Below are 21,968 nucleotides of genomic sequence, written 5' to 3' on the forward strand. Positions count from 1 at the left end.
TGATGTCTGTGCACTCCGTTACCGAGGAGGACAAGCATGGACGAACCGAAGGACGAGAGCACTCATCCGCGCAACGGGCGGACGGATGGAGTCGGCGTGTATCTCGGTGCGCAGGAAGGCGACTTGCCGCCGAAGCGGACCGACTCCTGCCGACCCGAGTCCACCGAGCAGGTCTCCGCTGCGCCTCACGCGCACGACTAGACCCTCATCACGGTGCACCCCCGGACCGTCGCCACGGTCCGGGGGCGTGGACAACCTGACGACTGAGAGGCAGACAGGCAGTCATGGAACAGAGTACGACCGAGCGTCCGATGCCCACCCGAACGGTGGATGGTGAGGCGGGCGGTGGGGTTGCCCCTCGTGTTGGTGTCGGGGGAGCGGTGCGGGATGTCGGCAGTGGGCGGGTCGGGTGTGTCGTGGGGTGGAGTCGGGGGTGTGTCCGGCTCCGGCCGCTCAGTGGTGGTGCGGAGTGGTGCGCGCGTCTCGACGACGTACGGGCGGTGACCGATGCCGAACGGCTGAGCGCCGCCGTCGCCGAGGTCAACGAGCGCAGCCGGCGGGGCCGTCCGTGAGGCGTCGGCACGCGCGGCGCCGGCCGTCCCTCTGGGCGGTGGCCAGCAGCGGCGCCGTCCCTGCCATCTGCGCCCTCGCCGGCTTCGCCCTCGGTCTCCTCGCTTCCGCTCTCACCCACCGCTGACCCGGGACATGAACCCTTCCTTCGCCTGCGGGCGCAGCGCTCGCATCGCTCCGTCCTTCCTCGCCGTCCGGCTCCGCGTCGCATCCTCGCTCGTGCGGTGCGAACTCGCCGAGCATCCGCCGGGCCAATCCCATTTCGCCTACGCCGCCGACCGCCCCGACCCGCTTCCCGAGGCGGTGTGGGCCGTCTGGTCCGATGCCGTGCCCACCGTCCGATTCCATGTCCTGCCCGATTGCGACACCGGGCGGAGAGAGGCGGACGATTTCTGCTGCACGCTGTACGAGGGGCACCCGCCGCCCTGTTCTCCGCGCATCACTTGTCTGCACCGTGAATCCGCCGTGCTGATGGCGCAGATCGAGTTCCACCGTGCCCTTTGCCGTGTCTGCGCGGGGCGCGGAAGAATCTCGTGCCCGCACTGCAAGGGATTCTCGGGCTGCGTCGTGTGCAACGGAACCGGTCGGGTTCCCTGCCCGAAGTGCCGTACGGGCGCCACCGTCAGGTGAAGGCGGGGTCGTGCCGCGGGGTGTCCGTGGGAGCCTCCAGCGCGTGCAGCGATTCCGCCACGTCCGGCGGTGCCGGGGTGACGCAGGCGTGGGCGCCACGGCCGTAGCCGGTCGCCGCGAGGGCCGGGTCGTCCGAGAGGTCCGGGCCGGGGCGTGCGTCCAGCCAGGCCGGTGTCCCCGTGGGCACGATCGAGCAGGCGCTCAGGCCGAGCGGGTCCGACTGCTCCAGTGGATTCGCCACGTACGCGCGGGGGTTCGGCGCCGGGTCGAGGCCGAGGGGGTCCTGCGACAGGTAGCGCGCGGTCTCCGGGTCGTAGTACCGGTGGTAGTTGTAGTGCAGGCCGCTCTCCGCGTCGTGGTACTGGCCGGGGAAACGCAGCGGCGTCCCGGCCGGGCCGCCCCCGCGCCACGCGGCGTACCCCCACACCGTGCTCCGCGCGCGCCACGTCACGCGGCCGTCGGGAGCGACGAGTTCGACGGGCGTGCCGATCGGGTCCGTCACGACGGCCAGGCACCGACGGCCGGTCTCGGTGCCCGTGCGGCGGTCGCCGAGGCGTTCGGTCTGCGTGACGGGCGCCGGACCGTCGTGCTCCCAGGTGAGCGTCGTGACCGACGCCGCGTCGGCGCCGGTGGTGGTCTGCTCGACGAGGGTGGCGTCGTCCCAGGTGAACGTCGTCTCCTCGGCGACGGACCGGCCGTCGGGCGCCATCCGCAGCTTCGCCACGCGCCGCCCGAACGGGTCGTACACATACCGCCACACCGTGCCGTCCGGCGTCGTCAGCGCGACGAGCCGGTCCTCCGCGTCCCACGCGTAGCGCCACACCTCGGGCGCCCGGGACAGGCGGGTGCGGCGGCGCGTCGTCACGCGGCCCGCGCGGTCGTACGTGTAGTGGACGGCGCCGGCGCGGGACACGCGGGTGCCGGAGTAGACGCGGTCGCCCTGCGGCTCGGCGTGGGCGGGGTCGCCGGACCAGGAGGCGTGCGTCTGGTTCCCGGCCGCGTCGTAGGCATAGCTCTCCGCCCAGTCACGGGTGCACACGTCCGTGACGCGGCCGGCGGCGTCCAGCGTGAAGCGGCTCGTGCCCCGCTCGTCGTCGTGCACGCCGACGAGCGCCCCGCCCGGGCCGTACGACCAGGCGCGCCGCCGCGCCGGACCGGCCGCGCCCGGCGTGACGGCGAGGCCGGTGAGGCGGCCGGCGGGATCGTGGTCCCGCGTGAGGGTGAGGCCCCCGTCGACCTGCCTGACACTCTCGCGCCCCGCCCCGTCGCGGGCGAACGTGACGCGGTGCCCGCCGGTCTCGACGTACGCGGGGCGGCCCGCCGCGTCGTACCCGTACACCGTGCGGACGCCGGACGGCGTCGTGCGGGACGTGCGGCGGCCCGCCGCGTCGTGGGTGAACGCGAGGGTGCGGCCGTCCACCGTCTCGGCGGTGATCCGGCCCGCCGCGTCCCGCCGCCAGGTGATCTCGCAGCCGGGAGCCGTGGCGCGCGCGAGCCCGCCGTCGGGCGCGTGCTCGAACGTGTGGCGGAGGTGGTCGACGGTCTTGGCGGTGAGCCGGCCGAGGTCGTCGTACGTCCAGGTGACGGTCTGCCCGGCCTGGTTGGCGCGGTGCACGAGGCGGCCCGCGGCGTCGTGGCGGTAGGTGACGCGGTGGCCGTCGAAGTCCGTCTCGGCGACGGGGCGGCCCGCCGCGTCGTACTCGTACTTCCAGCTCTGGCCGCGCGGGTTCGTGACGCGGACGAGGCGCAGCGCGGCGTCGTAGGCGAACGCGTACCGCACGCCGTCCGGGCCGGTCCGCGCGACCAGCGTGTCGAAGTGGGAGTACTCGTAGGACGTGGTCCTGCCGCGGGCGTCGGTGTGGCGGACGCAGTTCCCCTCGCCGTCGTACTCCCACCGCTCCTCGGCGCCGTCCGGGCCGGTGCGGCGGGCGACGCGGCCCTCGGCGGTCCAGGCGGTGCGCGTGGTGCCGCCGAGCGCGTCGGTCGTCGCGACCAGGCGGCCGAAGGCGTCGTAGGCGTGGACGACGGTGTGGCCCAGCGGGTCGGTGACGCGGACCGGGCGGCCCGCCGCGTCGGACACGATCCGCGTCGTCGCGCCGGACGGGTCGGTGACGGACGCGAGGGCGCCGCGGTCGTCGTACGTGTAGCGGGTCGTGGCGCCGGCCGGGTCGGTGACGGCGGTGCAGTTGCCGCGCTCGTCGTGGGCGCGCCGCCACCCGGCGCCGCCCGGCAGGGCGAGGGCTGCCGTACGGGTGGCGGGGTCGTGCACGGCGCGGGCGCTCGCACCGTCCGGGCGGACCACCTCCACGGGCCGCCCCGACGCGTCGCGGACGATCCGCGTGGTGCGGCCGAGGCCGTCCGTCCACGCGGTGACGCCGTGGTGCCGGTCGTACGCCGCGCGGGTCACCGTGCCGAGCGGGTCGATCTCGGCGACGACCTGGCCCAGGTCGTTGACGACGCAGCGGGTGACGGCGCCCTGCGCGGTGGTGAGGGTGGTGACGCGGTGGCCGGGCCAGTCGGGGTGCGTGCCGTCGTAGGCGAGGGTGAGGGCGATGTGGCCCGCGTCGCCGTGCGCCTCGACGCAGCGGTCCCGGTCGTCGTACGCGTAGTGGTACGCCCGGCCGTTGGAGTCGGTCCACGACGTGACGCGGCCGCGGCGGTCGTAGGTGAAGCCGGTGGCGTGGCCCGTGGCGTCGGTGACCCGGGTGAGGTGGCCGCGCGTGTAGTGGAAGGTGCGGACGGTCGTGAGGGTGCCGTCGGCGGGGTCGGCGACCTGGAGCGCGGTGACGCGGCCGGACTCGGTGGTGAGACGGAGGCGGTAGCCGCCGGAGTGCTCGATGGCGACGGGCGTGCCGTGCGGGTCGTGGTGGAAGTCGATGGTGTTGCCGTTGAGGTCGGTGACGCGGGTCAGGCGGGCGATGCGGTCGCGGCCGGGCGTGGCGAAGCGGCGGGTGTGGCCGGTGGCCGGGTCGTAGAGGGCGTAGCCGCCGTCCGCGAGGCGGCTGAGGGGGCGGCGCGGGCCGGTCAGGGGCATGACGGGCGCGCCGGGTCCCGCCGGGTGCGGGTAGTCGAGCAGCATGCCGTCGGCGGCGACGAGGACGACGCCCTTGCGGTCGACCTCCAGACGCTCGTCCACGGTCGACGACCAGGTGAGGCCGAACCAGCGGCCGGCGCGGTGGCCCGAGTCCAGGCGCCGCGTGAACGCGAGGGGCAGGACGCCGGGCAGCGTCAGGTCGGTCTGCGGCAGGAACACGTGGCCGGTCACCAGGTCGATCGGGTCGCTGCCGCCGTCGCGGATCATCGTGCGGAGGCGGGACCGGACGGCGGCCGGGCCGTCGTCCAGCATGGCGCGGCCGGCGGTGGACGCGTCCGTGCCCGGGGTGGGCGCGGCGGGGCCTGCCGCGGAGCCGTCCGCCGACCACGTGCGGCTGCGGACGCCGGCCTCGGCCGCCTCGCCGATGTCCCGCGCGGCCTCGCGCGCCGCCTCCTCCCGCATCAGCCGGGCGTCCTCCGCGAGCCGGCGCGCGTCGTCGAGGTCACGGGCCGCCGCGGACCCGGGATCGTCCCGCGCCGCGGTGAGGTCGGCCTGCGCGGCGATGGCCCGCTCCAGGGCGCGGTCGGCCCGGCCCTGCGCGGTCTGCAGCTTCGGCCAGTACGCGCGCAGCGCCCGCGCGCACAGGTCGTACGAGGTCTGGAGCCGCGTCAGGTTCTCCGGGACGCCGTCGAACTCGTCGCGGAACGCATCCGCCGACAGCCCCGACCAGTCCCGCACGGCGCGGTCCCCGGCCATGCCGCGGATCTTCCCCAGCGCCTCACCGACATCATCGGCGAACGTCTGCAACTCGTCGGCGAGCGTCCGCACGTCCTCGGGGCTGCCCGGGGTCGGGTCGGAGTCCATCCCCACCGGACTCCAGTCGGACGCACGCCCCATGACCGTTACCCCCGCCTTGCCGCCTGTTCGAGACGCCACCCACGGTAAGGAGGGGGCACACGCCGTTCAACGCCTGTTCTGTCACAGGACGTCCACGAGTACGCGATCACCGGCGTGTACGAGGTGCGCCGGAGGGCGCCGCGGTGCCGCGGCGACAGACTCTAGGCTGGGTTCGCCGGTGGAAAGGGTCCGGCGGCGACCAGGGGAGGCGCGATGGACGGTGTCGACTTCACACGGCAGGACGTCGAGGCGACCCTGGAGGTGTCGCCCTGGGAGCTGCGGGACGCGTTCACCGCCGAGATCGACCCGGACAGCATGGCGGAGACGGCCGCCCTGTACGCGCGGGCGGCGGGGGAGGCCGAGGGCGCCGGCGACCTCGCGGCGGCGGCCGCCCGCGCGGGGGAGGAGGCGGGGCGGCTGGACGGCGCGTCCCTGGTCGACGGCCGTGAGCGCATCGACGCGTCCGAACGCGACCTGCACGGCAACGGCGCGGAACTCGACCGCGTCACCGGTCTCCTCGTACGGGCGATGAACCGCGCGCTGGACGCCGTGGACGAGGTGAACGGCCCCATGGACGGACCCGACGGGCTCGACGCCTACTTGGCGGCGCAGGTGGAGCAGGCCAGGCAGGAGCTGGCCGACACGCCCCTGCTGGAATCCAACCCGTACGACGGCGACCTGCTGACACCCGGCACCGGCGGCGCGCTGTCGCGGACCGCGCTGATCAGGCTCCGCCACCTGACGGCCGTCGCCGACCGGGCGCGGGAGACCGCGGGTGACATGACCGAGGCCATCACGCAGTACCGGCGCCGGCTGCTGGAGTACGGCGAGGAACTGAGCGACGCGGACTACGACATCACCGAGGGGCCGCTCGGCCTGTGGACGACCGGCGGCATGGCCGAGTTCGCCGCCGGACAGGTCGCCCGCGAACTCGACTCGGGCCATCCGGACCCGGAGGTGCTCGCGCGGTACACGGAGACCCTGGAGACCATCGGGCTGCGGCTCTACGACCCGATCACCGGCCTGCCCCTGTCGGGTGTCCGGCTCACCGCCGGGGAACTGGCGTACCTGGAGCGTTTCTACGCCGCTCTCGGCGCGGACGACCTGGCGGCGCTCGGTGCGCTCGCCGGCGGACCGCTCGCGCTCGACCCCGCGCGGCGCGACCCGCTGACGGACGCACTGACCCGCGTGGCCGACGGCATCGTGATGCTCACCGACCCGGCGGTGGGCGGCTCGCCGGACCGGATGCCCGCCGCAGTGAGCGCCTACCTGGACGTGGCCGACGACCCCGCGCCGGCCCGGAACACCGACGGCCTCACCCCGGAGCGGTTCGAGGACTTCGGACGCCTGATGGCCGCCGCGTCCCACGAGCCGGGCACGGAACTCGGCCGTGAACTGGCCGCCCAGCGCACCGTACGGGCGCTGTGGGCCGCGCAGGACACCACGCTCGTCGAGTTCGACGGCGAGATGCTCGGCGACCCGGAGGCCAGGGCGGCGCGGGAGGAGGAGCTGCGGCGGGCCTTCGCCGCGATGGACCCCGCGGCGCGGGCGGAGTTCTGGGCGGCGCACCGCGACGCCCTGGTGGACGCCGGCCTGTTCGCCGCCCCGCTGGACCGCCACTGGGCCGAGGCGGCCGGCCCCTACGACGTGCAGGAACCCCTGGTCCGTGACTACGGGCTGGAGGGCGAGCTGTCGGCGGGCGCGACCGTGGCGGACGTCTTCGGGTACGACCACGCCGCCCGCATGCTGAACCACTACCTGGACGGCTCGGGGAAACCCGTCGGTGTGGACGTGGACGACATGCTGAAGGTGTCGCCCGTCGTCAATCAGGCGGTGGAACGGGCCGTGGCGGAGAACCGGGAGGAGTGGGTGCGGCAGGCGACGGAGGCGTTCCGGGCGAACGGCGGCCGACCCGTGTCCGTACCCGTGCGGAGCGGCGCCGCGGGGTTCGAGTTCGACGACCAGGACTGGTACCTGGCGCTTGCGCACGCCGAACTCGACGTCGCGGGCGTGGTGGTCGTGGAGCCGGGCGCGGACGGCCGGCCGGAGGCCCGGCTCGACTACCAGGTCAACGTGTGGGACCGCTACAACTGGGACGACGGCAAGGTCGCCGAGTTCGGCCCGATCACGATCCACAGCCACGACATCGGCCGGCTGCACAGCACGGGCCTGGCACAGGACTTCGACGTACGCGGCTCCAGCTCGGTACGGCAGTCCCCCCTGCCCCTGGACGGGGACGATTGAGGCGGCCGCCTCGGCGGCCACGGCTCGGTACCCGTTTCCACGAGACCGGCACGAGGTCTATGGCTGGACCTTCGGGACACCTCCCCTCCGGCCGATCGAGAAGGCGATCCTGTACACGTCGGGCAGGTCGATGCGGCCGTCCTTGCGCCGGCGCATCACACCCAGGGCGATCAGCTCGTCGATCAGGCGGAGGTGGTCATCCGGGTACCGCGGCCCGGTGCGGACCTCCGTTCCGGACTCGCCCGCGCCGGTGCGAGCGGCCTCTTTGCCCAGCGACGCCGTCAAGTTGCCGTCCTCCCAGAGCTGCAGGACGAGATTCTGGTCGATCGGCACCTGTTGGCCTACCAGCGGGTCAATCACCGTACGCACCCACGGCATGTCCTCACGGATCTCGATGACCCGGGTCTGCGAAGCCGATTGGACCCCTTTCCTGATGCCCTCGTGGTGGATGGCGTACCCATGACTGGCGTACTTCCCCCGCGTCTCGTGCACGGCAACGCTCAGCGCGTTGAGGAAGCTGCGGGGGCTCACCTGTTCGACGCCGTCCATGAGGTGGTTGGGCAACCAGGTGTAGGTGATGCCTTTCCTGTAATTGGCGCCCATGTACGGGCCGGCCAGATCACTGAGGACCGACGCTTGCAGTTGCTCGTCGCCGAGCAGCGTCGGGGGAGGAAGGTGCCGTCCGGCATGCTCTGTCCAATTGCCGGTCCACGAGCGGAACCTCGCCGATTCGGCGCTTTCCTGGTTGCCGAGGTAATGGAAGAACAAGCCGTACAGATTGGTCGTCGTCCACTGCAGACTGGCGGCGTTCGACGTCAGCTTCGACGCGTCGGGGAAATGGAGCAGTGCGCCGTCGAACATGTCGGGCCGGATGAAGATCTTGCACCGGATGTTCCTGGTGCTCAGCCGCATCTCGAGGGCCAGTTGCAGAATCCCGGCGACGAGCCGGTCCGCCTGTCCACGATCCTGATGGAGGTGCTCCAGCGCATCGAAGAGGACCAGGTGTGTGAGGCCGTCTGCCGCTGCCTGCCTGTCCGCCCGGGCGACGGTTCGATCTCGGGCGCCCGGGTTGGCCTGTACCCAGGCGATGCGATCCTTCCACTCCATGTACCCCTGGAGTTCGGGTTGTCCGAGAGCCACCAGGAGCACCGCGTTCCAGAGGTCGTACGCGCGCACTCCCTCGCCGGCCAGGTTCGCCAGCTCACCCGCTCCGGGGTACAGGTCCGGATTCAGCGTCGCGCCGTAACCGGGCGAGACCCTGACGTTGCGGAGCCGCTCGATGCGGTATTCCTCGGCCGCGACATCCCGAAGCCGGGAATCGAGCAGTGAGCGGCACCAGAAGGTCTTGCCCACGCCTCGCCCACCCCGCACCACAGTCGTATCGATGTGAAGGGCGAGTCGATGTGAGTCGGGCGTGAAGAGGTTGAAGAGCGTCGGCTCAACCGTGTCCGCGTCCTGCGCGGGCGGCAGTGCCGAGACCAGCAGGTTCCGGCAGTCCTCGGTCTCGAGCGGCGCGGTCATCGCGATCCTTCGATCATCAGGTGGGTGGTTGTTCTCAGGAAGGACTGGTACGCGGCGCGGACGAACTCCCGCTTGTCCCAGTCCGGTGTGGAAGCCGCGTCGAGACCGACGAGTTCGACGGTGAACAGAATGGGGATCGGTGAGTGCGGTGCCGCATCGTCCTCCGGTCCGGGATTGAAGCCCGTCTCGCCGTCGACGAGGTTGTCGTAGAGAGTGGAGAAGCAATCCCAGGCGTGTTCCCGGAACGCCTCCAGGTAGGCCGGGGCGTCGGAGTCCGGGACCATTGAGGCGACCATGCGCAGCTTCTCCCGGATCTCGGGCGCCTGGCCCGAGGAAAGCCATGCTGTGAAGAGATCTCTGTAACCCGCCCACGTCTGGCGGCTGTCCGTGCCGAACAGGAGGGCGAGGTCGCACAGCCGTGAGATCGCTACGGCGGCGATGTCGTGGATGCCCGCCCGGCTGTCGAGGAGTACGACGTCGGGGCGGCGACTCTGCCTCGCGACCGCGTCCTCGCACGCGTGGACCGCCGCCTCCAGACGATCCGCGAACCCCCCCTGACCGTGCCCGGGGATATCGGCGTAGACCCGGTTGAGCTTGTCGACGTAGGAATACTCCGTGCCGGGCGCACCCTGGCCCCGTGCAGGGGCCACCCACAGCTCACCGTTGTTCATGAGCTGGAAATGCGTGGCCTGGGTGACGAGGTCAAGACCTTCCTCGTTGCCCAGGGCGGATTCCACGAGCTGGTCGATGATCCCGTATTGAGGCATCTGCTCTTCGGCCACGAGCAGCGGACCCGCTCCGGGGGACTCGAGGTCGAGATCGATGACAAGAACGCACTTGCCCTGCTCGGCGAGGTGTTTCGCCAGCATGAACGTCGCGGTCGAGCGGCCCACACCGCCTTTGAACCCGTACAGCGCCGTGCGCGCGGTGCGTACCCCCGCGGAGTCCGCTCGCGGCGTGCTCACCCGTGCCCAGTCCGCACCGACCACGGTGTTGTCGAGCCGGCGGATGCTGCCCTGACCCGGCTCGGCGACGTGACCGAGTTCGTCGGCCGCACGAGGCGACGCGAAGTAGGCGTCGGGTTGGAACAGGCTGGAAGCCAGAAGCAGCGGCCGGTCCGCCGCGTACCTGCCGAGCGTTCTGGCGAGTTGCGCGCGCCACTCGTCGGTCGAGCTCGTGTCGACCGCACCGTGCCGGTCGTCCAGGAGCAGGGACAGCCGGCCGAAGATGTCTCGCACGACCAGCACGTCGACGCCGGCCGCGGCCACCTCGTGAGCGACGTTCAGCGCGAGTGGGCGAGCCTCGTCGAAGCGGACCGGATCGCGCTCCGAGGTCACGTGAGTACTCCGTCCATGAGTGCCTGCTCGTGCAGACCGAGGATGCGTTCGGATGCCGCGCGCCGGGCCAGGACATCAGCCTCGTCGATGGAGGAACCGTCGCTGTAGCGTTCATGCACGTCCCAGGCGGCGAACGGCTCGGAGGCGGTCAGGATCGCGGCGAGAGCACTCCCGGTGCGGCCGTGAAGCAGGAGGGAGGCGTCGGAGATGACGTCTCCCGCATCGGACCACGCTTCGGGAAGGTGCCCGATGTACTTCGTCTTTCCGGCCTGCCGTGGAATGTACGGTTTGCTCGGGGGCCGGCCTCCTGGCGTGAGGGGCTCCATCGAGACCAGGGTGTACCTCAGCATGAGGCTCTTCAAGGCGCACTCCACGGCGAAGCCGAAGTGGTGATCGGCGTTGGGCAGTCGGCCGTCGTCATGAAGGTAGACCGCGTCGCTGTGATGACGCAGCGCGGCCCTCGCGTAGTGATCTTCTCTCGAAGTCTGAGGCACGGTTCGCATCTTAGGACTCCGCCGCCCCCGGAGCGGAGGCGTTCTACGGGCAGGTCCGGGCCTATGTCAGTGGTCGCTGGCAGCATGACGAGCGTGAGTACGGATGTGATCGAGAAGCAGGCCCTGTCCGCGTTCCTCGCGGCGCAGCGGGGCGTCGTGCTGGCCGTTGTCGAAGGGCTCGACGCGCGTGCCCTGACCACCGCGGTCCTGCCCTCCGGCTGGACGCCCCTCGGGCTCGTGGAGCACCTGGGGCACGCGGAGCGGCACTGGCTGCAGGAGGTCGTCGCGGGGGCGGCCGAGCCGCTGGCCTGGGCCGACGATCACGCGCCGCTGACGACGCCGCGACCGCCCGAGGAGGTGTTCGCCTTCTACGCCGACCAGTGCCGGCGCTCGGACGAGGTGATAGCCCGCACACCGCTGTCGGCGCCGCCGCTGGGCCGGCACCCCGATCCCCTGGACGGCGAGGTCACCGACCTGCGGTGGGTACTGCTCCACATGATCGAGGAGACCGCGCGCCACGCCGGCCACCTGGACATCGTCCGCGAACTCATCGACGGCCGGACGGGCCTCGGACCCCGCTGAACGGCCACCGGTCCCGGTGCGCGAGGGCCGGGTCGGCGGCCCTCGCGCGGGGGAGGATCAGGCGTCGCCCTCGAAGAGGCTGGTCACCGAGCCGTCCTCGAACACCTCGCGGACCGCGCGCGCGATCGTCGGAGCCATCGACAGGACGGTGATCTTGTCGAGCGCGACCTCGGTCGGCGTCGGCAGGGAGTTCGTGAAGATGAACTCGCTCACCCGCGAGTTCTTCAGCCGGTCGGCCGCCGGTCCCGACAGCACGCCGTGCGTGGCGGCCACGATGACGTCCGCCGCGCCGTTCGCGAACAGCGCGTCGGCCGCCGCGCAGATCGTGCCGCCGGTGTCGATCATGTCGTCCACCAGCACGCACACCCGGCCCTCGACCTCGCCGACGACCTCGTGGACCGTGACCTGGTTCGCCACGTCCGGGTCACGCCGCTTGTGGACGATCGCCAGCGGCGCCGCCAGCCGGTCCGCCCACCGGTCCGCCACCCGCACCCGGCCCGCGTCCGGCGACACGACCGTGAGCCGGTCCCGGTCCACCCGGCTGCCGATGTACTCGGTCAGCACGGGCAGCGCGAACAGGTGGTCCACCGGGCCGTCGAAATAGCCCTGCACCTGGTCGGCGTGCAGGTCCATCGTGATGATGCGGTGCGCGCCCGCCGTCTGCAGCAGGTCCGCCATCAGGCGGGCGGAGATCGGTTCACGGCCCCGGTGCTTCTTGTCCTGCCGCGCGTAACCGTAGAAGGGGATGATCACGGAGATGCTCCGCGCCGACGCCCGCTTCAGGGCGTCGATCATGATGAGCTGCTCCATGATCCATTTATTGATCGGGGCCGTGTGACTCTGCATCAGGAAACAGTCCGCACCGCGCACCGACTCCTGGAAACGCACGTAGATCTCGCCGTTCGCGAAGTCCACGGCCTTTGTCGGGACCAGCCCCACGCCCAATTCCGCGGCGACCTCCGCCGCGAGTTCGGGGTGGGCGCGGCCGGTGAAGAGCATGAGTTTCTTCTCGCCGGTGGTCTTGATCCCGGTCACGTTGTGTCTCCTTGTAGCCGCGTCGGCGCTCGTTCACCCTTATGGGGGCATCCCCTACCGTACCTGTCAGGCTTCCCCGGGCTTCCGCTCCATCGCAGCCAGAGCGGCCTCGGCCGCCCGGGCGGGGGCCGACTCGGGGCGCCTGCGGGCCACCCAGCCGTCGACGTTCCGCTGCTGGCCACGCGCTACACCCAGTGATCCCGGGGGGACGTCGCGGGTGATCACCGAGCCCGCCGCCGTATAGGCGCCGTCCCCGACGGTGACCGGCGCCACAAACATATTGTCCGCGCCGGTGCGGCAGTACGAGCCGACCGTCGAGTGGTGCTTCTCCTCGCCGTCGTAGTTCACGAAGACGGTGGCGGCGCCGATGTTCGTGTGGTCACCGATCGTGGCGTCACCGATATAGGAAAGGTGCGGCACCTTCGTGCCCTCGCCGATTGCCGAGTTCTTCATCTCGACGAACGCGCCGGCCTTCGACTCCTGCCCGAGGACCGTGCCCGGCCGCAGATACGTGTAGGGGCCGACCTTCGCGCCCGCGCCGACGTGCGCCCCGTCCGCGACCGTGTTGTCCACCACCGCGCCGGACCCCACCACCGTGTCGCGCAGCCGGCTGCCGGGACCCACCTCGGCGTCCGCCGCGACGTGCGTGGCGCCGAGGAGCTGCGTCCCGGGGAGGAGCACGGCGTCGGGCTCGTACGTCACCGTCACGTCCAGCCAGGTCGTCGCCGGGTCGACCACCGTCACGCCGGCGAGCATCGCCTCCTCCAGCAGCCGGTCGTTCAGCAGCCGGCGGGCCTGCGCAAGCTGTACGCGGTTGTTGATCCCGACCAGCTCGCGGTGGTCGGGCGCCACACACGCGCCGACGCGGTGCCCGTCCTCCCGCAGGATGCGCAGCACGTCCGGGAGGTACTGCTCGCCCTGGTCGTTGTCGCTGCCCACCCGCGCCAGGGCCGACGCCAGCAGCCGCCCGTCGAACGCGAGGATGCCGGAGTTCGCCTCGCGGATGGCGAGCTGCTCGGCCGTCGCGTCCCGGTGCTCCACGACCTCCACGACCGCCCCGTCGGCGCCGCGCACCACCCGCCCGTACCCGGTGGGGTCCGGCACCTCCATCGTGAGCATCGTCACCGCGTTGCCGTCGGCGGCGTGCGTCCCCGCGAGCGAGCCGAGGGTGGCCGCCGTCTGCATCGGGATGTCGCCGCACGTCACGATGACCGTGCCGGCCGGCGTGACGCCGTCGGCCGCGAGCGCCGCGAGGGCCGTCGCGACCGCGTGCGCCGTGCCGAGCTGCTGTTCCTGCACGACCGCCCGCACACCCGAGTCGATGTCCGCCAGATGGGCGGTCACCCGCTCCCGCCCGTGGCCGACGACCACGACCAGCTCCTCGGGGTCGAGACCCCGGGCGGCCGTCACGGCGTGCCCCACCAGCGAGCGGCCGCAGATCTCGTGCAGCACCTTGGGCGTGGCGGATTTCATGCGGGTCCCCTCACCCGCTGCGAGAACGATGATGGCTGCCGGGCGGATGGAGCTCACGGGGATCGCGTCCTTCGGTCCAGGGAATCACGGGGATTCCCGCAGGATACCGGGGCAGCGGCGACCGCACCCGTGCACGCGTACGAGGGGTGGCGGGCGGCGGCCGTCAGGCGTCGGGCTCCCAGGGGGCCGGGCGGCGCGGGTGGCGGCCGGTCAGCGCGGCGAGGGTCCCGCGGATGTGCGACAGGTGCGCGCGCACCTCGTCGGCCCGCTCGCCGTACTCCGCGGCCAGGGCCTCCGAGTCGTCCTCGATCGCGCTGCGCCGCTCGCGGGCGCGCTCCAGCAGCTCGGCGCGCCGGGCGTCGGCGCCCTCCTCGCGGTCGCGGGCCTCGGCCTCCGCGTCCGCCATCTCCTGGCGGGCCTTCGCGAGCAGCGCCTCGCCGCGCGCCGTCAGCTCGTCCACGCGCCGCTCGGTCTCCGCCTGCCGGGCGGCCAGCTCCTCGTCCAGGGCGCGCCCGGTCGCCGTGTGGTGGGCGCGCTGCTCGGCCACCAGGGCGCGGCAGCGGCGCGTCACCTCCTCCAGGGCGGCCGTCGCCCCGTCCCGCAGCGCGGCGGCGCCGCGGCGGGCGTCCGTCATGAGGGCGGTCGCGTGCTCGGTCGCGCGGTCGATCAGATCGTCGGCCTCGGCGTCGGCCAGCGCCCGCCGCTCACCGGCCCGCGCCCTCGCCTCGTCGCGCAGCGCGCGGGCCGCCCGCGTCGCCGCGTCGATCAGGACGCGCGCCTCCTCGTCGGCGGCCTCACGGACCGCCGCCGCCTCCGCCTCGACCTCGGCGAGCAGCAGCGCGGCCCGCTCCCCGAGCGCGTCGAACGCGGGCGGCGGCAGCGCCGCCGCCCGGTCCGTGAGCCGGGCGGCCTCGCCGGTCAGCTCCTCGACGCGCGCGCCGAGCGACGCGACCCGGTGCCACGCCGCGTCGCGTTCCCGCTCCAGCTCGGCCAGGACACGGTCCACCTGGTCGGGCCGGTAACCACGCCCGCGCGCATTCGGGAAAGCCGTCATGCAGACATGATCCCCGCTACAGCAGGCCGTCCCACATCTGTTCCAGCAGAACGGCCCACCAGCTCTCCGGGTCGGCGACCGCCTGCGGGTCCAGCGACCCGAGCTGGGCCTGGAAATCCGTGGTCCAGCGGCCGGCCTGCTCCGGGGTCAGGCCGTAGCGCAGCCGCCACATCCGTCCCAGGAGTGCCATACAACGGGCGAACTGCGGAAGCGACGCGTTGACGAACTGCGGCGGCGCCGGCGTACCGCCGGGCCCCGCCTCGAGCGGCACCGCGACGATGTACGCCGTCCCGTACTGCACGCAGAGCTGGCGGCCGAAGTCCGAGCCGATCACGAGGTACGAGCCCGCGTCCTGCGCCGGCTGGACGCCGCGCTCCGCCGCCAGCTCCGCCAGCGTCGGGATCGGCCGGCCCTGCTGGGCCTGCGCCCAGAAGAACGGGTTCACGTCCACCGGGAGGCCCGCCCACACGAGCGACTGCGCGACGATCTCCGGGACGCCCTGCCGCGACACGGCCTCCGGCGTGTACCGGAAGACGGCCTGCGGCCCGTACGCCTGCACCAGTTCCTGCCCGATCACGTCGAGCGCGACGGCCGGCGCCGGCTGCTGCTGCGGCAGGGGCGCGCGGACCGGCGCGGAGCGGGGCGGGCCGTCCGCGAACTGCTGCAGCTCGTCCTGGTGCTCGACCAGGTGCCGTACGCCGGCCTGCCGCGACGCGTGGTCCCGCCCGTAGGCCGCCGTGTGGGTGATCCGGACCTGCGGCCAGGTCTCGCGGACCATGCGGGCGCAGTAGCCGCCCGGCAGCTCGCAGGACTGCAGCTCGGTGTGCAGCTCGATGACCTGCTGCGGGGGCACGTTCATGCTCCGCAGCTCGTGCAGGATCTGCCACTCCGGGTGCGGCATGCCGGGCGCGGAACGCCGGATGAGCTGCTGCTCGGAGCCGTCAGGGGCGCGGTAGCGGAGGACCGCCATGTAGCCGGAGCCGACGGTCGGGGCGTTCGGCCGCGGGTAGCCGTACCCGGCGCCGGGGGGTGGCGGCGGGGGCGTGTGCACGCCCTGCGGCGGGGGCGTGCCGGGCAGGCTGCCGGCGGGCGCGCCGCCGATGCCGGGCGGGGGCGGCGGCGGGCCGGGGACGCCCGTGCCGGGGCGCGGCGCGAGGGCCGTGTCGCCGAGCGGCGGCGGGGGCGGAGGGGGCGGCGGTGTGCCGTGCGCGTCGCGCGCGGACGCCGCCTTCAGCTCGGCGATCATCTCGGGCGTGACGGGCTGCGTGGGCACGTAGTCGGCCGCGTCGGGAGCCGGCGGCGGCGGGACGGGTCCGCCGGGAGCCGCTGCCCTGATCGTGTCGGCTCCCGCCAGGTCGCCCCCGCCCCCGGGCACGGGCGGCGGCCCGAGCGGCGCGCCGGGCGGACCCGGGATCGGCCCGGCGCCGGGCGGCGGTGCGGCGTCGCCGCCGGGCCGGGGCGGCGGCGCGTGCACGGCGGTCGGCGGCAGCGCGCTGCCCTGCGGCATGACGGTGGTCCGCGCCTCGGACGTGGGGCCGGTCGGCCCGGACTGGCGGGGCGCGGGCGTCTCGTCGTCCTCGACGACGGGGGGCGCGAAGACGGTCGCCGGCGGTGCGATGGACTCGGTGCCGTCACCGGACTCCGAGGTGTCGGTGCCGGCCCAGGGCGACGCGGGGGCGGCCGCCTTCGCGGGGGCCGGGGTCGCGTCCACGTCGTCCCACGGGGAGGGCGGGCGCGGCGCCGGCGGCTGCGCGGCCGGCGGGGGGCCGGGCGGTTCCTGGGCCGCGGGCGCGGGTGCCGCCGGGGTCCAGGGCGCGCCGGACGGCGGGGGTGTGGGCGTCGGCTCGACGGCCGGCCGCTCGCGTGCCCCGTCGTCCTCCGGCGCGTCCGGCGCGGGCCGTGCCATCTGCGCGGCGGGCGACGAGCCGCCGAGGAGCCCGGGCGGCAGCAGCATGAAGGAGGTGACGTTCTCCCCGGCCTGGGGGGCCGGCTCGGCGGGCGGCGCTTCGGGGCCGCCCCCGTACTCCTGCTCGTAGCGCTGGATCACCTCGGCGACCGGCAGCGCGGGCCACAGCGTCGTGTCGCCGCTGTCCCGCGCGATGACGAGCTTGCCGCCGCCGACCGGGCCGCTGTCCCGGTCCTCGGCCCACGCGACGAAGCCGAGGTCGAACTCCCGTACCCGCACCTCGCCGCGCGGCCGCCCGTCGTCCGGGCCGCCGTTCACCCAGCGCTCGGCGCGCTCCTGTGCCTGCGCGAACGTGACCACCGCGCTCACCTCTCCACCGGGACGGCGCGGGCGAACCCGCCGTCCACCATCAGCTCGGCCACGGACGCCAGTTCGGGCGGATTGCCGGCGAGCCGCAGCAGGAAGTCGTCGAAGTCGGCGCCGCACGGCAGCAGCAGGTCGTCGACGCGCTGCTGGACGGTGAGCCCGTCGCGGTCCCGCGCGTCGTCGTAGAGGCAGGCCCACACCGAACCCGTGTCCTCGCCGCGCACCTTGACCGCGAGGAGCCCGCCCTGCACGAACGCCACCCCGAGGTAGTCCTTCGTCAGGTGGTCGCGCAGGCACTTGTTGACGTACACGACGTCGTTGACCGCCGCCTCCTCCCGCAGGGTGAAGAACGGCTGGTCGACCAGCAGGCCCAGTTCGGCGTCCAGGGCGACGCCCTTCGGCGCGCAGCCGCCGCCCGCCTTGAGGAACGAGCGGTAGGCCGCGGGCAGCGCGTAGCCGAGCTTCGCCTCCGCCGCCCGCACCCGGTCCTCGGCGACGGCGACGGTGTGCGGCACGGGGAAGTGCACGGGGCGCGTCTCGTTCAGGGGCCGTGTGCCGCGCTTGTGCTGGTCCACGGCCGTCGTGGCGAGTCCGCCGTGGTGCCGCAGCAGGGCCTTCACCTCGACGGGCACCAGTTCGAGCCGGCGGGAGTTCGCGACGTGGTGCCACGTCCAGCCGTGCGGGGTGGCGACCGGGGGGAGGTCGGCCCACAGGTCGTGCCCGGTGGCGTGCAGCGCGGCGTTCGCCGACACGTAGTCGGTGAGGCGCAGCTCGTCCACGCCGAAGCCGTCGGGCGGCTCGGCGATCTCGGCGGCGGCCCGCGCGTAGGGCGAGAAGTCCGGGTAGCCCTGCGCGTCGACCCGGATGCCGAGCGGGTAGCGAGCCGCCCGCACCGGGTCGGGGAACTGCACCACCTGGCCGGCATAGGCCCTGTTCGGTGGCGCGGCCTGCTGCCCGAGCCGCCCTGTCGTCATGGCGTTCCGCCCCCTGATGCTTCGCTCGCTGTTCCGGCACAGCGTAAGGGGTCGCGTCAGGAGTGGCACGATCGTGGGCGTGATATCGGATACGTACGGGCAGCCGCCGGCACCGCAGGCGCCTCCCGAGCTTGTGCGTCGCCGCGACGGCATCCTCCCCACGACCGCCGCAGCCCTGTCCCTGCCGGAGCAGGGCGCGTTCACCGCCACGGCGAGCCGCGGTACCGCAGCGCCCGCGCTCCATCCCGTCGTCGCAGACATCGTGGGCGCCCTCGGCAGCGGGCAGCGGGAGCGGCACCTGGGCCGCTGCCCCGAGGTCGCGCTGCTGTCCCGGGTCCTCGACCGGGCGGGCGCCACCACCCTCGACGAGGCACGCGGCGCCCTCGCCGGCGCCGGGCTCACCACCCGCCACATCAGGGAGGACGGCGACCCGCTGCACGGCACGTACGCCCCGCACTGCCGCACCTGCACGGTGGTCAACGCGCGGCTCGGCGTGCACAGCGTCAGTGCCGCCACCGGCCCGGTGCCGCGGCAGGGCGCGGGGCCGGCGGCGGGCGCGCCGTGGGCCGTCGGCACCGTGCACCAGGCGCTGGCCGCCGCCGGCTGGTCCCCGGGGCGGCGGCACGCGGCGCAGGCGGAGGCGTGGGCCGACGCGCTCAGCGGCCACCGCTCCCCGCAGGGGCACGCGCACGCCCTCTTCCCCGCGGCGTTCGAGACGTGGGCCGAGCTGGGCGCCCTCACCCTCAACCCGGTGGGCGCGGGCACCGCGTACGCGCCGAGCGGCATCGTCGTCGACCCGCTGCGCGGCCTCCACTGGGCGCGCACCCTCGGCGACCTCGGCCACGCGCTCGACACCGCGCTGTGCCCCCTCGGCGAGGAGGCCGGCGGCACCGCGCTCATCGCGCTGGACCGCGAGGGGCGGCTGTACGCCGTCGACCACACCGGCGACTGGTACCTCGGCCCCGACGTGCCGGCCGGGCTGACGACGCTGCTGACGGGCGCGGAGCCGTACCGGCTCGACCTGCCGGACGACGACTGACGCGCCCCGCCACGGCACCGCTTGACGGTCACCGGAAGTTCACCCGCCGTGCGTCCCCGCAACACCGCGCCGCCCACGGCGGTTTGGCAGAGTCGGTCAGCGCCCGTCGAGGAGGATCATGGAGTACCACAAGCGCCGCGTCGCGTTCGCGGCCGCCGTGGACGCGGAGCGGCCCGCAGGTCTCGCCGCGCTGCTGCGCAGCCTCGCGCTGACCAATCCGGCGGTCTGCGAGGACGTCCTCCTCCGCCACGACGGCGACGCCCCGCCCGCAGGCACGCTCGACGCCGTGCGCGCGCTGCACCCGCGGCTCGTCCCCCTGCCGTCGTCGAGCCCGCTGCCGCCGCCCGGCGGCGCGTACGACACGGTGATCGTCCTGCCGCCAGGCACCGTGGTGCGCGAGGACATCGGCCACCTGCTGACCGTCCGTCAACGCGTGGTGCACTACGAGCCGGTGGACGGCGAAGCGCCCGGCGAGCCGCCGACCGACGACGAGTTCCGCGCCGAGTACTGCGCCCTCCCCGGACGCAAGGCGCCCGACCTGCTGTTCCACTGCGCGCTGCCGCTGCTGCGCGCCGGCGGGCCGATCACGACACGGGCGGGCAAGCGCGTCGACCCGGCGGGACTCGCCCGCGTCGTCGGATCGGCGCTGCACCAGCAGGGGCGGTACGAGGAGGCCGTCGAGGTCCTGCGGCCGGCCGCGGGCGACCCGCGCCGCGCGCGCAACCACGAGGCGCTCGGCAGCGCGCTGATGGCGCTCTCCCGGTACGAGGAGGCGGAGACGCACCTGCTCGTCGCCACCGCGCACCCCGTCGTCGCCCCGCGCGCGTTCGCGCAGCTCGCCCGCCTCGCCTGGCTGCACGGCCGGGACGACGACGCTCGCCGGTACGCCCTGACCGGCCTCGACGCGGACCCGACGGACGCCGGCTGCCGTGCCCTCCACGCCCGCACCGCGCCGCCGCCGGCCGCAGGGCCGGCCGCTCCCGTCGTGCCGGGCGACCAGATCGCCCATGTCGCGCTCTACGCCGAGGGTCAGGAGAACTCGGGCGACAAGGTCCTCCCCGAGGCCGTCCGCCGCTGCTTCGGCCCCGACACCGGAGAGGCCCGCTGGCACTCCGTCCAGGTGCACCGCCTCGTGGACGACCGGGTCCTCGCCGAGCTGAACTCCCGGCGCGGCGTCATCGTCGGCGGCGGCGGCCTCTTCCTCCCCGACACCTGGCCCAACGGCAACAGCGGCTGGCAGTGGAACGTCACCGACGACGCGCTGCGCCGCATCACCGTCCCCCTCGCGGTCTTCGCCGTCGGCTTCAACCTGTTCGACGGCCAGCATCTGCCGCCGGGGCGCCTCGCGGGGAGCGTCCGCGCCCTGGTGGAGCGTGCGGCGTTCGTCGGCCTCCGCAACCGGGGCTCCGTCGAGCGGGTCCGTGCCCTGCTGCCGGCGGAGCTGGGCGACCGCGTGCGGCACCAGCCGTGCCCGACGACCGTGCTGCGCCACCTCGTCCCCGGCTGGCGCGACGCGACCCCGGCGGACCGCGCCGACACCGTCCTGCTGAACTGCGCCTACGACCGCGCGGGGCTGCGCTTCGGCCACGACTACGGACACTTCCTCGACCAGATGGCCCGCACGGTCCGCGCGCTGCGCGCCCACGCCGAGATCCGGTACGCAGCCCACACCCCGGCGGACGAGACGTTCGTCCACGACCTGCGCCGCGCCCACGGCCTGACGCTGCCCGTGACGCGCCTGTACGACATGACGAACGAGGGCCTGCTGGACGCGTACCGCCGCACGCGCCTCGTCATCGGCATGCGCGGCCACGCGACGATGATCCCGTTCGGCTGCGGCACCCCGGCGCTCAGCCTGATCTCGCACCCGAAACTGGCGTACTTCCTGGACGACATCGGCCGCCCGGAGTGGGGCGTCTCGGTGCACACCCCGTCCCTCGCGGCGGACCTGAGCGAGCGGGCGACGGAGCTGCTGACGCACCACGAGGACGCCGTGCGGGACGTCCACGCGTGCCAGGAGCCGCTGCTCACGACGACCCGCGCCAACGCGGCGGAGCTCGAAGCGCTGTTCTGACTCAGAAGCGGAAGACCACGGCGAACGGCTCCAGGAGGCCGGTGTCGCCGGTGAGGCGGATCCTCCCGTCGGTCACGGCGTCGGCGGGGGCGAGGGCGCCGGTCATGAGGTCGAGAAGCGGGTTGCCGGCCAGCGGTTCGATGATCAGACCGGGGTCGGGCAGCGGCTCGGTGGACACGGCCAGCGCGCCGTCGGTGACCTCGATCCCGACCGTGATGCCGGGTACGCGCACCTCGGCGGTCAGCCGGACGCCGCGCGCCGCCTCCGGGTGGAACGTGGTCCTGAACGACATCGCCAGGGAGTCGGGGGTGACGACCTCGCCCGGGCGCGGCTCGGTCATCGTGGTGGCGCCCCACCGGCCCAGGGCGATCAGGGCGGGCTCCAGATCCCGCCCGTGGCCGGTCAGTTCGTAGACGACGGCGCGCTCGGGGTGGGGGAGCGCCCGCCGCGTGGCGATCCCGTTCTCCTCGAGCTGCTTCAGACGGGACGACAGGACGTTGGTGGGGATGTCCGGCAGGCCCCTGCGCAGGTCGGTGAAGCGCTTCGGGCCGATGAGCAGGTCGCGGACGATCAGGAGGGTCCACCGCTCGCCGACCGTCTCCAGCGCGCGGGCCAGGCCGCAGAACTGTCCGTAGGGGCGTTTCGTCATGGTGCGGATCCTACCGCTCGCTCCCGTTGACAAAGTGCGGTTGTTTTTTGCAAGCTTACTTCGTCCCCGAGAACCTCCGGCCCGAAGAG

Annotated in this window: 15 protein-coding genes and 1 pseudogene; 6 read left to right on the forward strand and 10 right to left on the reverse strand. The window is 73.8% G+C overall.

Translation table 11 applies throughout. The features are described 5' to 3' along the window. The first annotated feature begins 36 nt into the window (after nucleotides 1-36). A complete protein-coding gene (locus tag EMA09_RS28440; protein ID WP_168220763.1) occupies nucleotides 37-201 on the forward strand; it encodes a hypothetical protein in 165 nt (54 codons plus the stop codon). A 991-nt stretch (nucleotides 202-1,192) separates the two neighbouring features. Here the strand turns inward: EMA09_RS28440 and EMA09_RS18755 are convergent. Then, the gene (locus tag EMA09_RS18755) at nucleotides 1,193-5,131 is read right to left on the reverse strand and encodes a DUF6531 domain-containing protein (RefSeq protein ID WP_168220764.1); all 3,939 of its coding nucleotides are present in this window, start codon (nucleotides 5,129-5,131) and stop codon (nucleotides 1,193-1,195) included. Nucleotides 5,132-5,344: 213 nt separating this feature from the next. Between EMA09_RS18755 and EMA09_RS18760 the strand changes: the two genes are divergently transcribed. Continuing rightward, on the forward strand, nucleotides 5,345-7,375 hold the full coding sequence (locus EMA09_RS18760) for a hypothetical protein (RefSeq protein WP_129842167.1): 2,031 nt from the start codon (nucleotides 5,345-5,347) through the stop codon (nucleotides 7,373-7,375). A 57-nt stretch (nucleotides 7,376-7,432) separates the two neighbouring features. Here EMA09_RS18760 and EMA09_RS18765 read toward each other — a convergent pair whose 3' ends face one another. From EMA09_RS18765 to EMA09_RS18775, 3 genes are read right to left on the reverse strand one after another with little or no spacing between them, the layout of a single operon-like run. Continuing rightward, nucleotides 7,433-8,896 (reverse strand): hypothetical protein, encoded by a 1,464-nt coding sequence (locus EMA09_RS18765; protein WP_129842168.1) that lies wholly within the window; start codon nucleotides 8,894-8,896, stop codon nucleotides 7,433-7,435. After that, nucleotides 8,893-10,233 (reverse strand): AAA family ATPase, encoded by a 1,341-nt coding sequence (locus EMA09_RS18770; RefSeq protein WP_129842169.1) that lies wholly within the window; start codon nucleotides 10,231-10,233, stop codon nucleotides 8,893-8,895. Before EMA09_RS18770 ends, EMA09_RS18765 begins: the two co-directional genes overlap by 4 nt. Further along, nucleotides 10,230-10,727 (reverse strand): hypothetical protein, encoded by a 498-nt coding sequence (locus tag EMA09_RS18775; RefSeq protein WP_129842170.1) that lies wholly within the window; start codon nucleotides 10,725-10,727, stop codon nucleotides 10,230-10,232. The genes EMA09_RS18770 and EMA09_RS18775 overlap by 4 nt, the downstream gene beginning before the upstream one ends. A gap of 84 nt (nucleotides 10,728-10,811) precedes the next feature. Here EMA09_RS18775 and EMA09_RS18780 point away from each other — a divergent pair, with 84 nt between their 5' ends. Next, on the forward strand, nucleotides 10,812-11,309 hold the full coding sequence (locus tag EMA09_RS18780; RefSeq protein WP_129842171.1) for a DinB family protein: 498 nt from the start codon (nucleotides 10,812-10,814) through the stop codon (nucleotides 11,307-11,309). Between the two features lie 57 nt (nucleotides 11,310-11,366). On the opposite strand, the gene EMA09_RS18785 is transcribed toward EMA09_RS18780, so the two are convergent. The 5 genes from EMA09_RS18785 to EMA09_RS18805 form a co-directional block, all read right to left on the reverse strand. Further along, nucleotides 11,367-12,344, reverse strand: a complete 978-nt coding sequence (locus EMA09_RS18785) for a ribose-phosphate diphosphokinase (protein ID WP_129842172.1) — start codon at nucleotides 12,342-12,344, stop codon at nucleotides 11,367-11,369. Nucleotides 12,345-12,410: 66 nt separating this feature from the next. Further along, nucleotides 12,411-13,874 carry a bifunctional UDP-N-acetylglucosamine diphosphorylase/glucosamine-1-phosphate N-acetyltransferase GlmU gene (glmU, locus tag EMA09_RS18790; protein ID WP_129842173.1) on the reverse strand — a complete coding sequence of 488 codons (1,464 nt, stop codon included), beginning with the start codon at nucleotides 13,872-13,874 and terminating at the stop codon, nucleotides 12,411-12,413. Nucleotides 13,875-13,980: 106 nt separating this feature from the next. Beyond that, the gene (locus EMA09_RS18795; RefSeq protein ID WP_129842174.1) at nucleotides 13,981-14,871 is read right to left on the reverse strand and encodes a DivIVA domain-containing protein; all 891 of its coding nucleotides are present in this window, start codon (nucleotides 14,869-14,871) and stop codon (nucleotides 13,981-13,983) included. Between the two features lie 16 nt (nucleotides 14,872-14,887). After that, nucleotides 14,888-17,137 carry an SUKH-4 family immunity protein gene (locus EMA09_RS18800; RefSeq protein ID WP_129844128.1) on the reverse strand — a complete coding sequence of 750 codons (2,250 nt, stop codon included), beginning with the start codon at nucleotides 17,135-17,137 and terminating at the stop codon, nucleotides 14,888-14,890. A gap of 5 nt (nucleotides 17,138-17,142) precedes the next feature. Further along, a complete protein-coding gene (locus EMA09_RS18805; protein ID WP_129842175.1) occupies nucleotides 17,143-18,117 on the reverse strand; it encodes an SMI1/KNR4 family protein in 975 nt (324 codons plus the stop codon). A gap of 16 nt (nucleotides 18,118-18,133) precedes the next feature. Here EMA09_RS18805 and EMA09_RS29050 point away from each other — a divergent pair. The 3 genes and pseudogenes from EMA09_RS29050 to EMA09_RS18815 all read left to right on the forward strand — a co-directional run. Further along, nucleotides 18,134-18,592: pseudogene (locus tag EMA09_RS29050) on the forward strand (YwqJ-related putative deaminase); the annotation flags it as partial. Between the two features lie 102 nt (nucleotides 18,593-18,694). After that, nucleotides 18,695-19,156: an SUKH-3 domain-containing protein gene (locus EMA09_RS29055; RefSeq protein ID WP_240796693.1), complete on the forward strand. Its 462-nt coding sequence runs from the start codon at nucleotides 18,695-18,697 to the stop codon at nucleotides 19,154-19,156. Between the two features lie 118 nt (nucleotides 19,157-19,274). Continuing rightward, entirely contained in the window at nucleotides 19,275-21,230 is a 1,956-nt protein-coding gene (locus tag EMA09_RS18815) for a polysaccharide pyruvyl transferase family protein (protein ID WP_129842177.1), read from the forward strand. A 1-nt stretch (nucleotide 21,231) separates the two neighbouring features. Here the strand turns inward: EMA09_RS18815 and EMA09_RS18820 are convergent, their stop codons facing one another. Then, nucleotides 21,232-21,879 (reverse strand): helix-turn-helix domain-containing protein, encoded by a 648-nt coding sequence (locus EMA09_RS18820; protein WP_129842178.1) that lies wholly within the window; start codon nucleotides 21,877-21,879, stop codon nucleotides 21,232-21,234. Nucleotides 21,880-21,968: the final 89 nt, after the last annotated feature.

This window comes from Streptomyces sp. RFCAC02 (genome assembly GCF_004193175.1).
GTDB lineage: Bacteria > Actinomycetota > Actinomycetes > Streptomycetales > Streptomycetaceae > Streptomyces.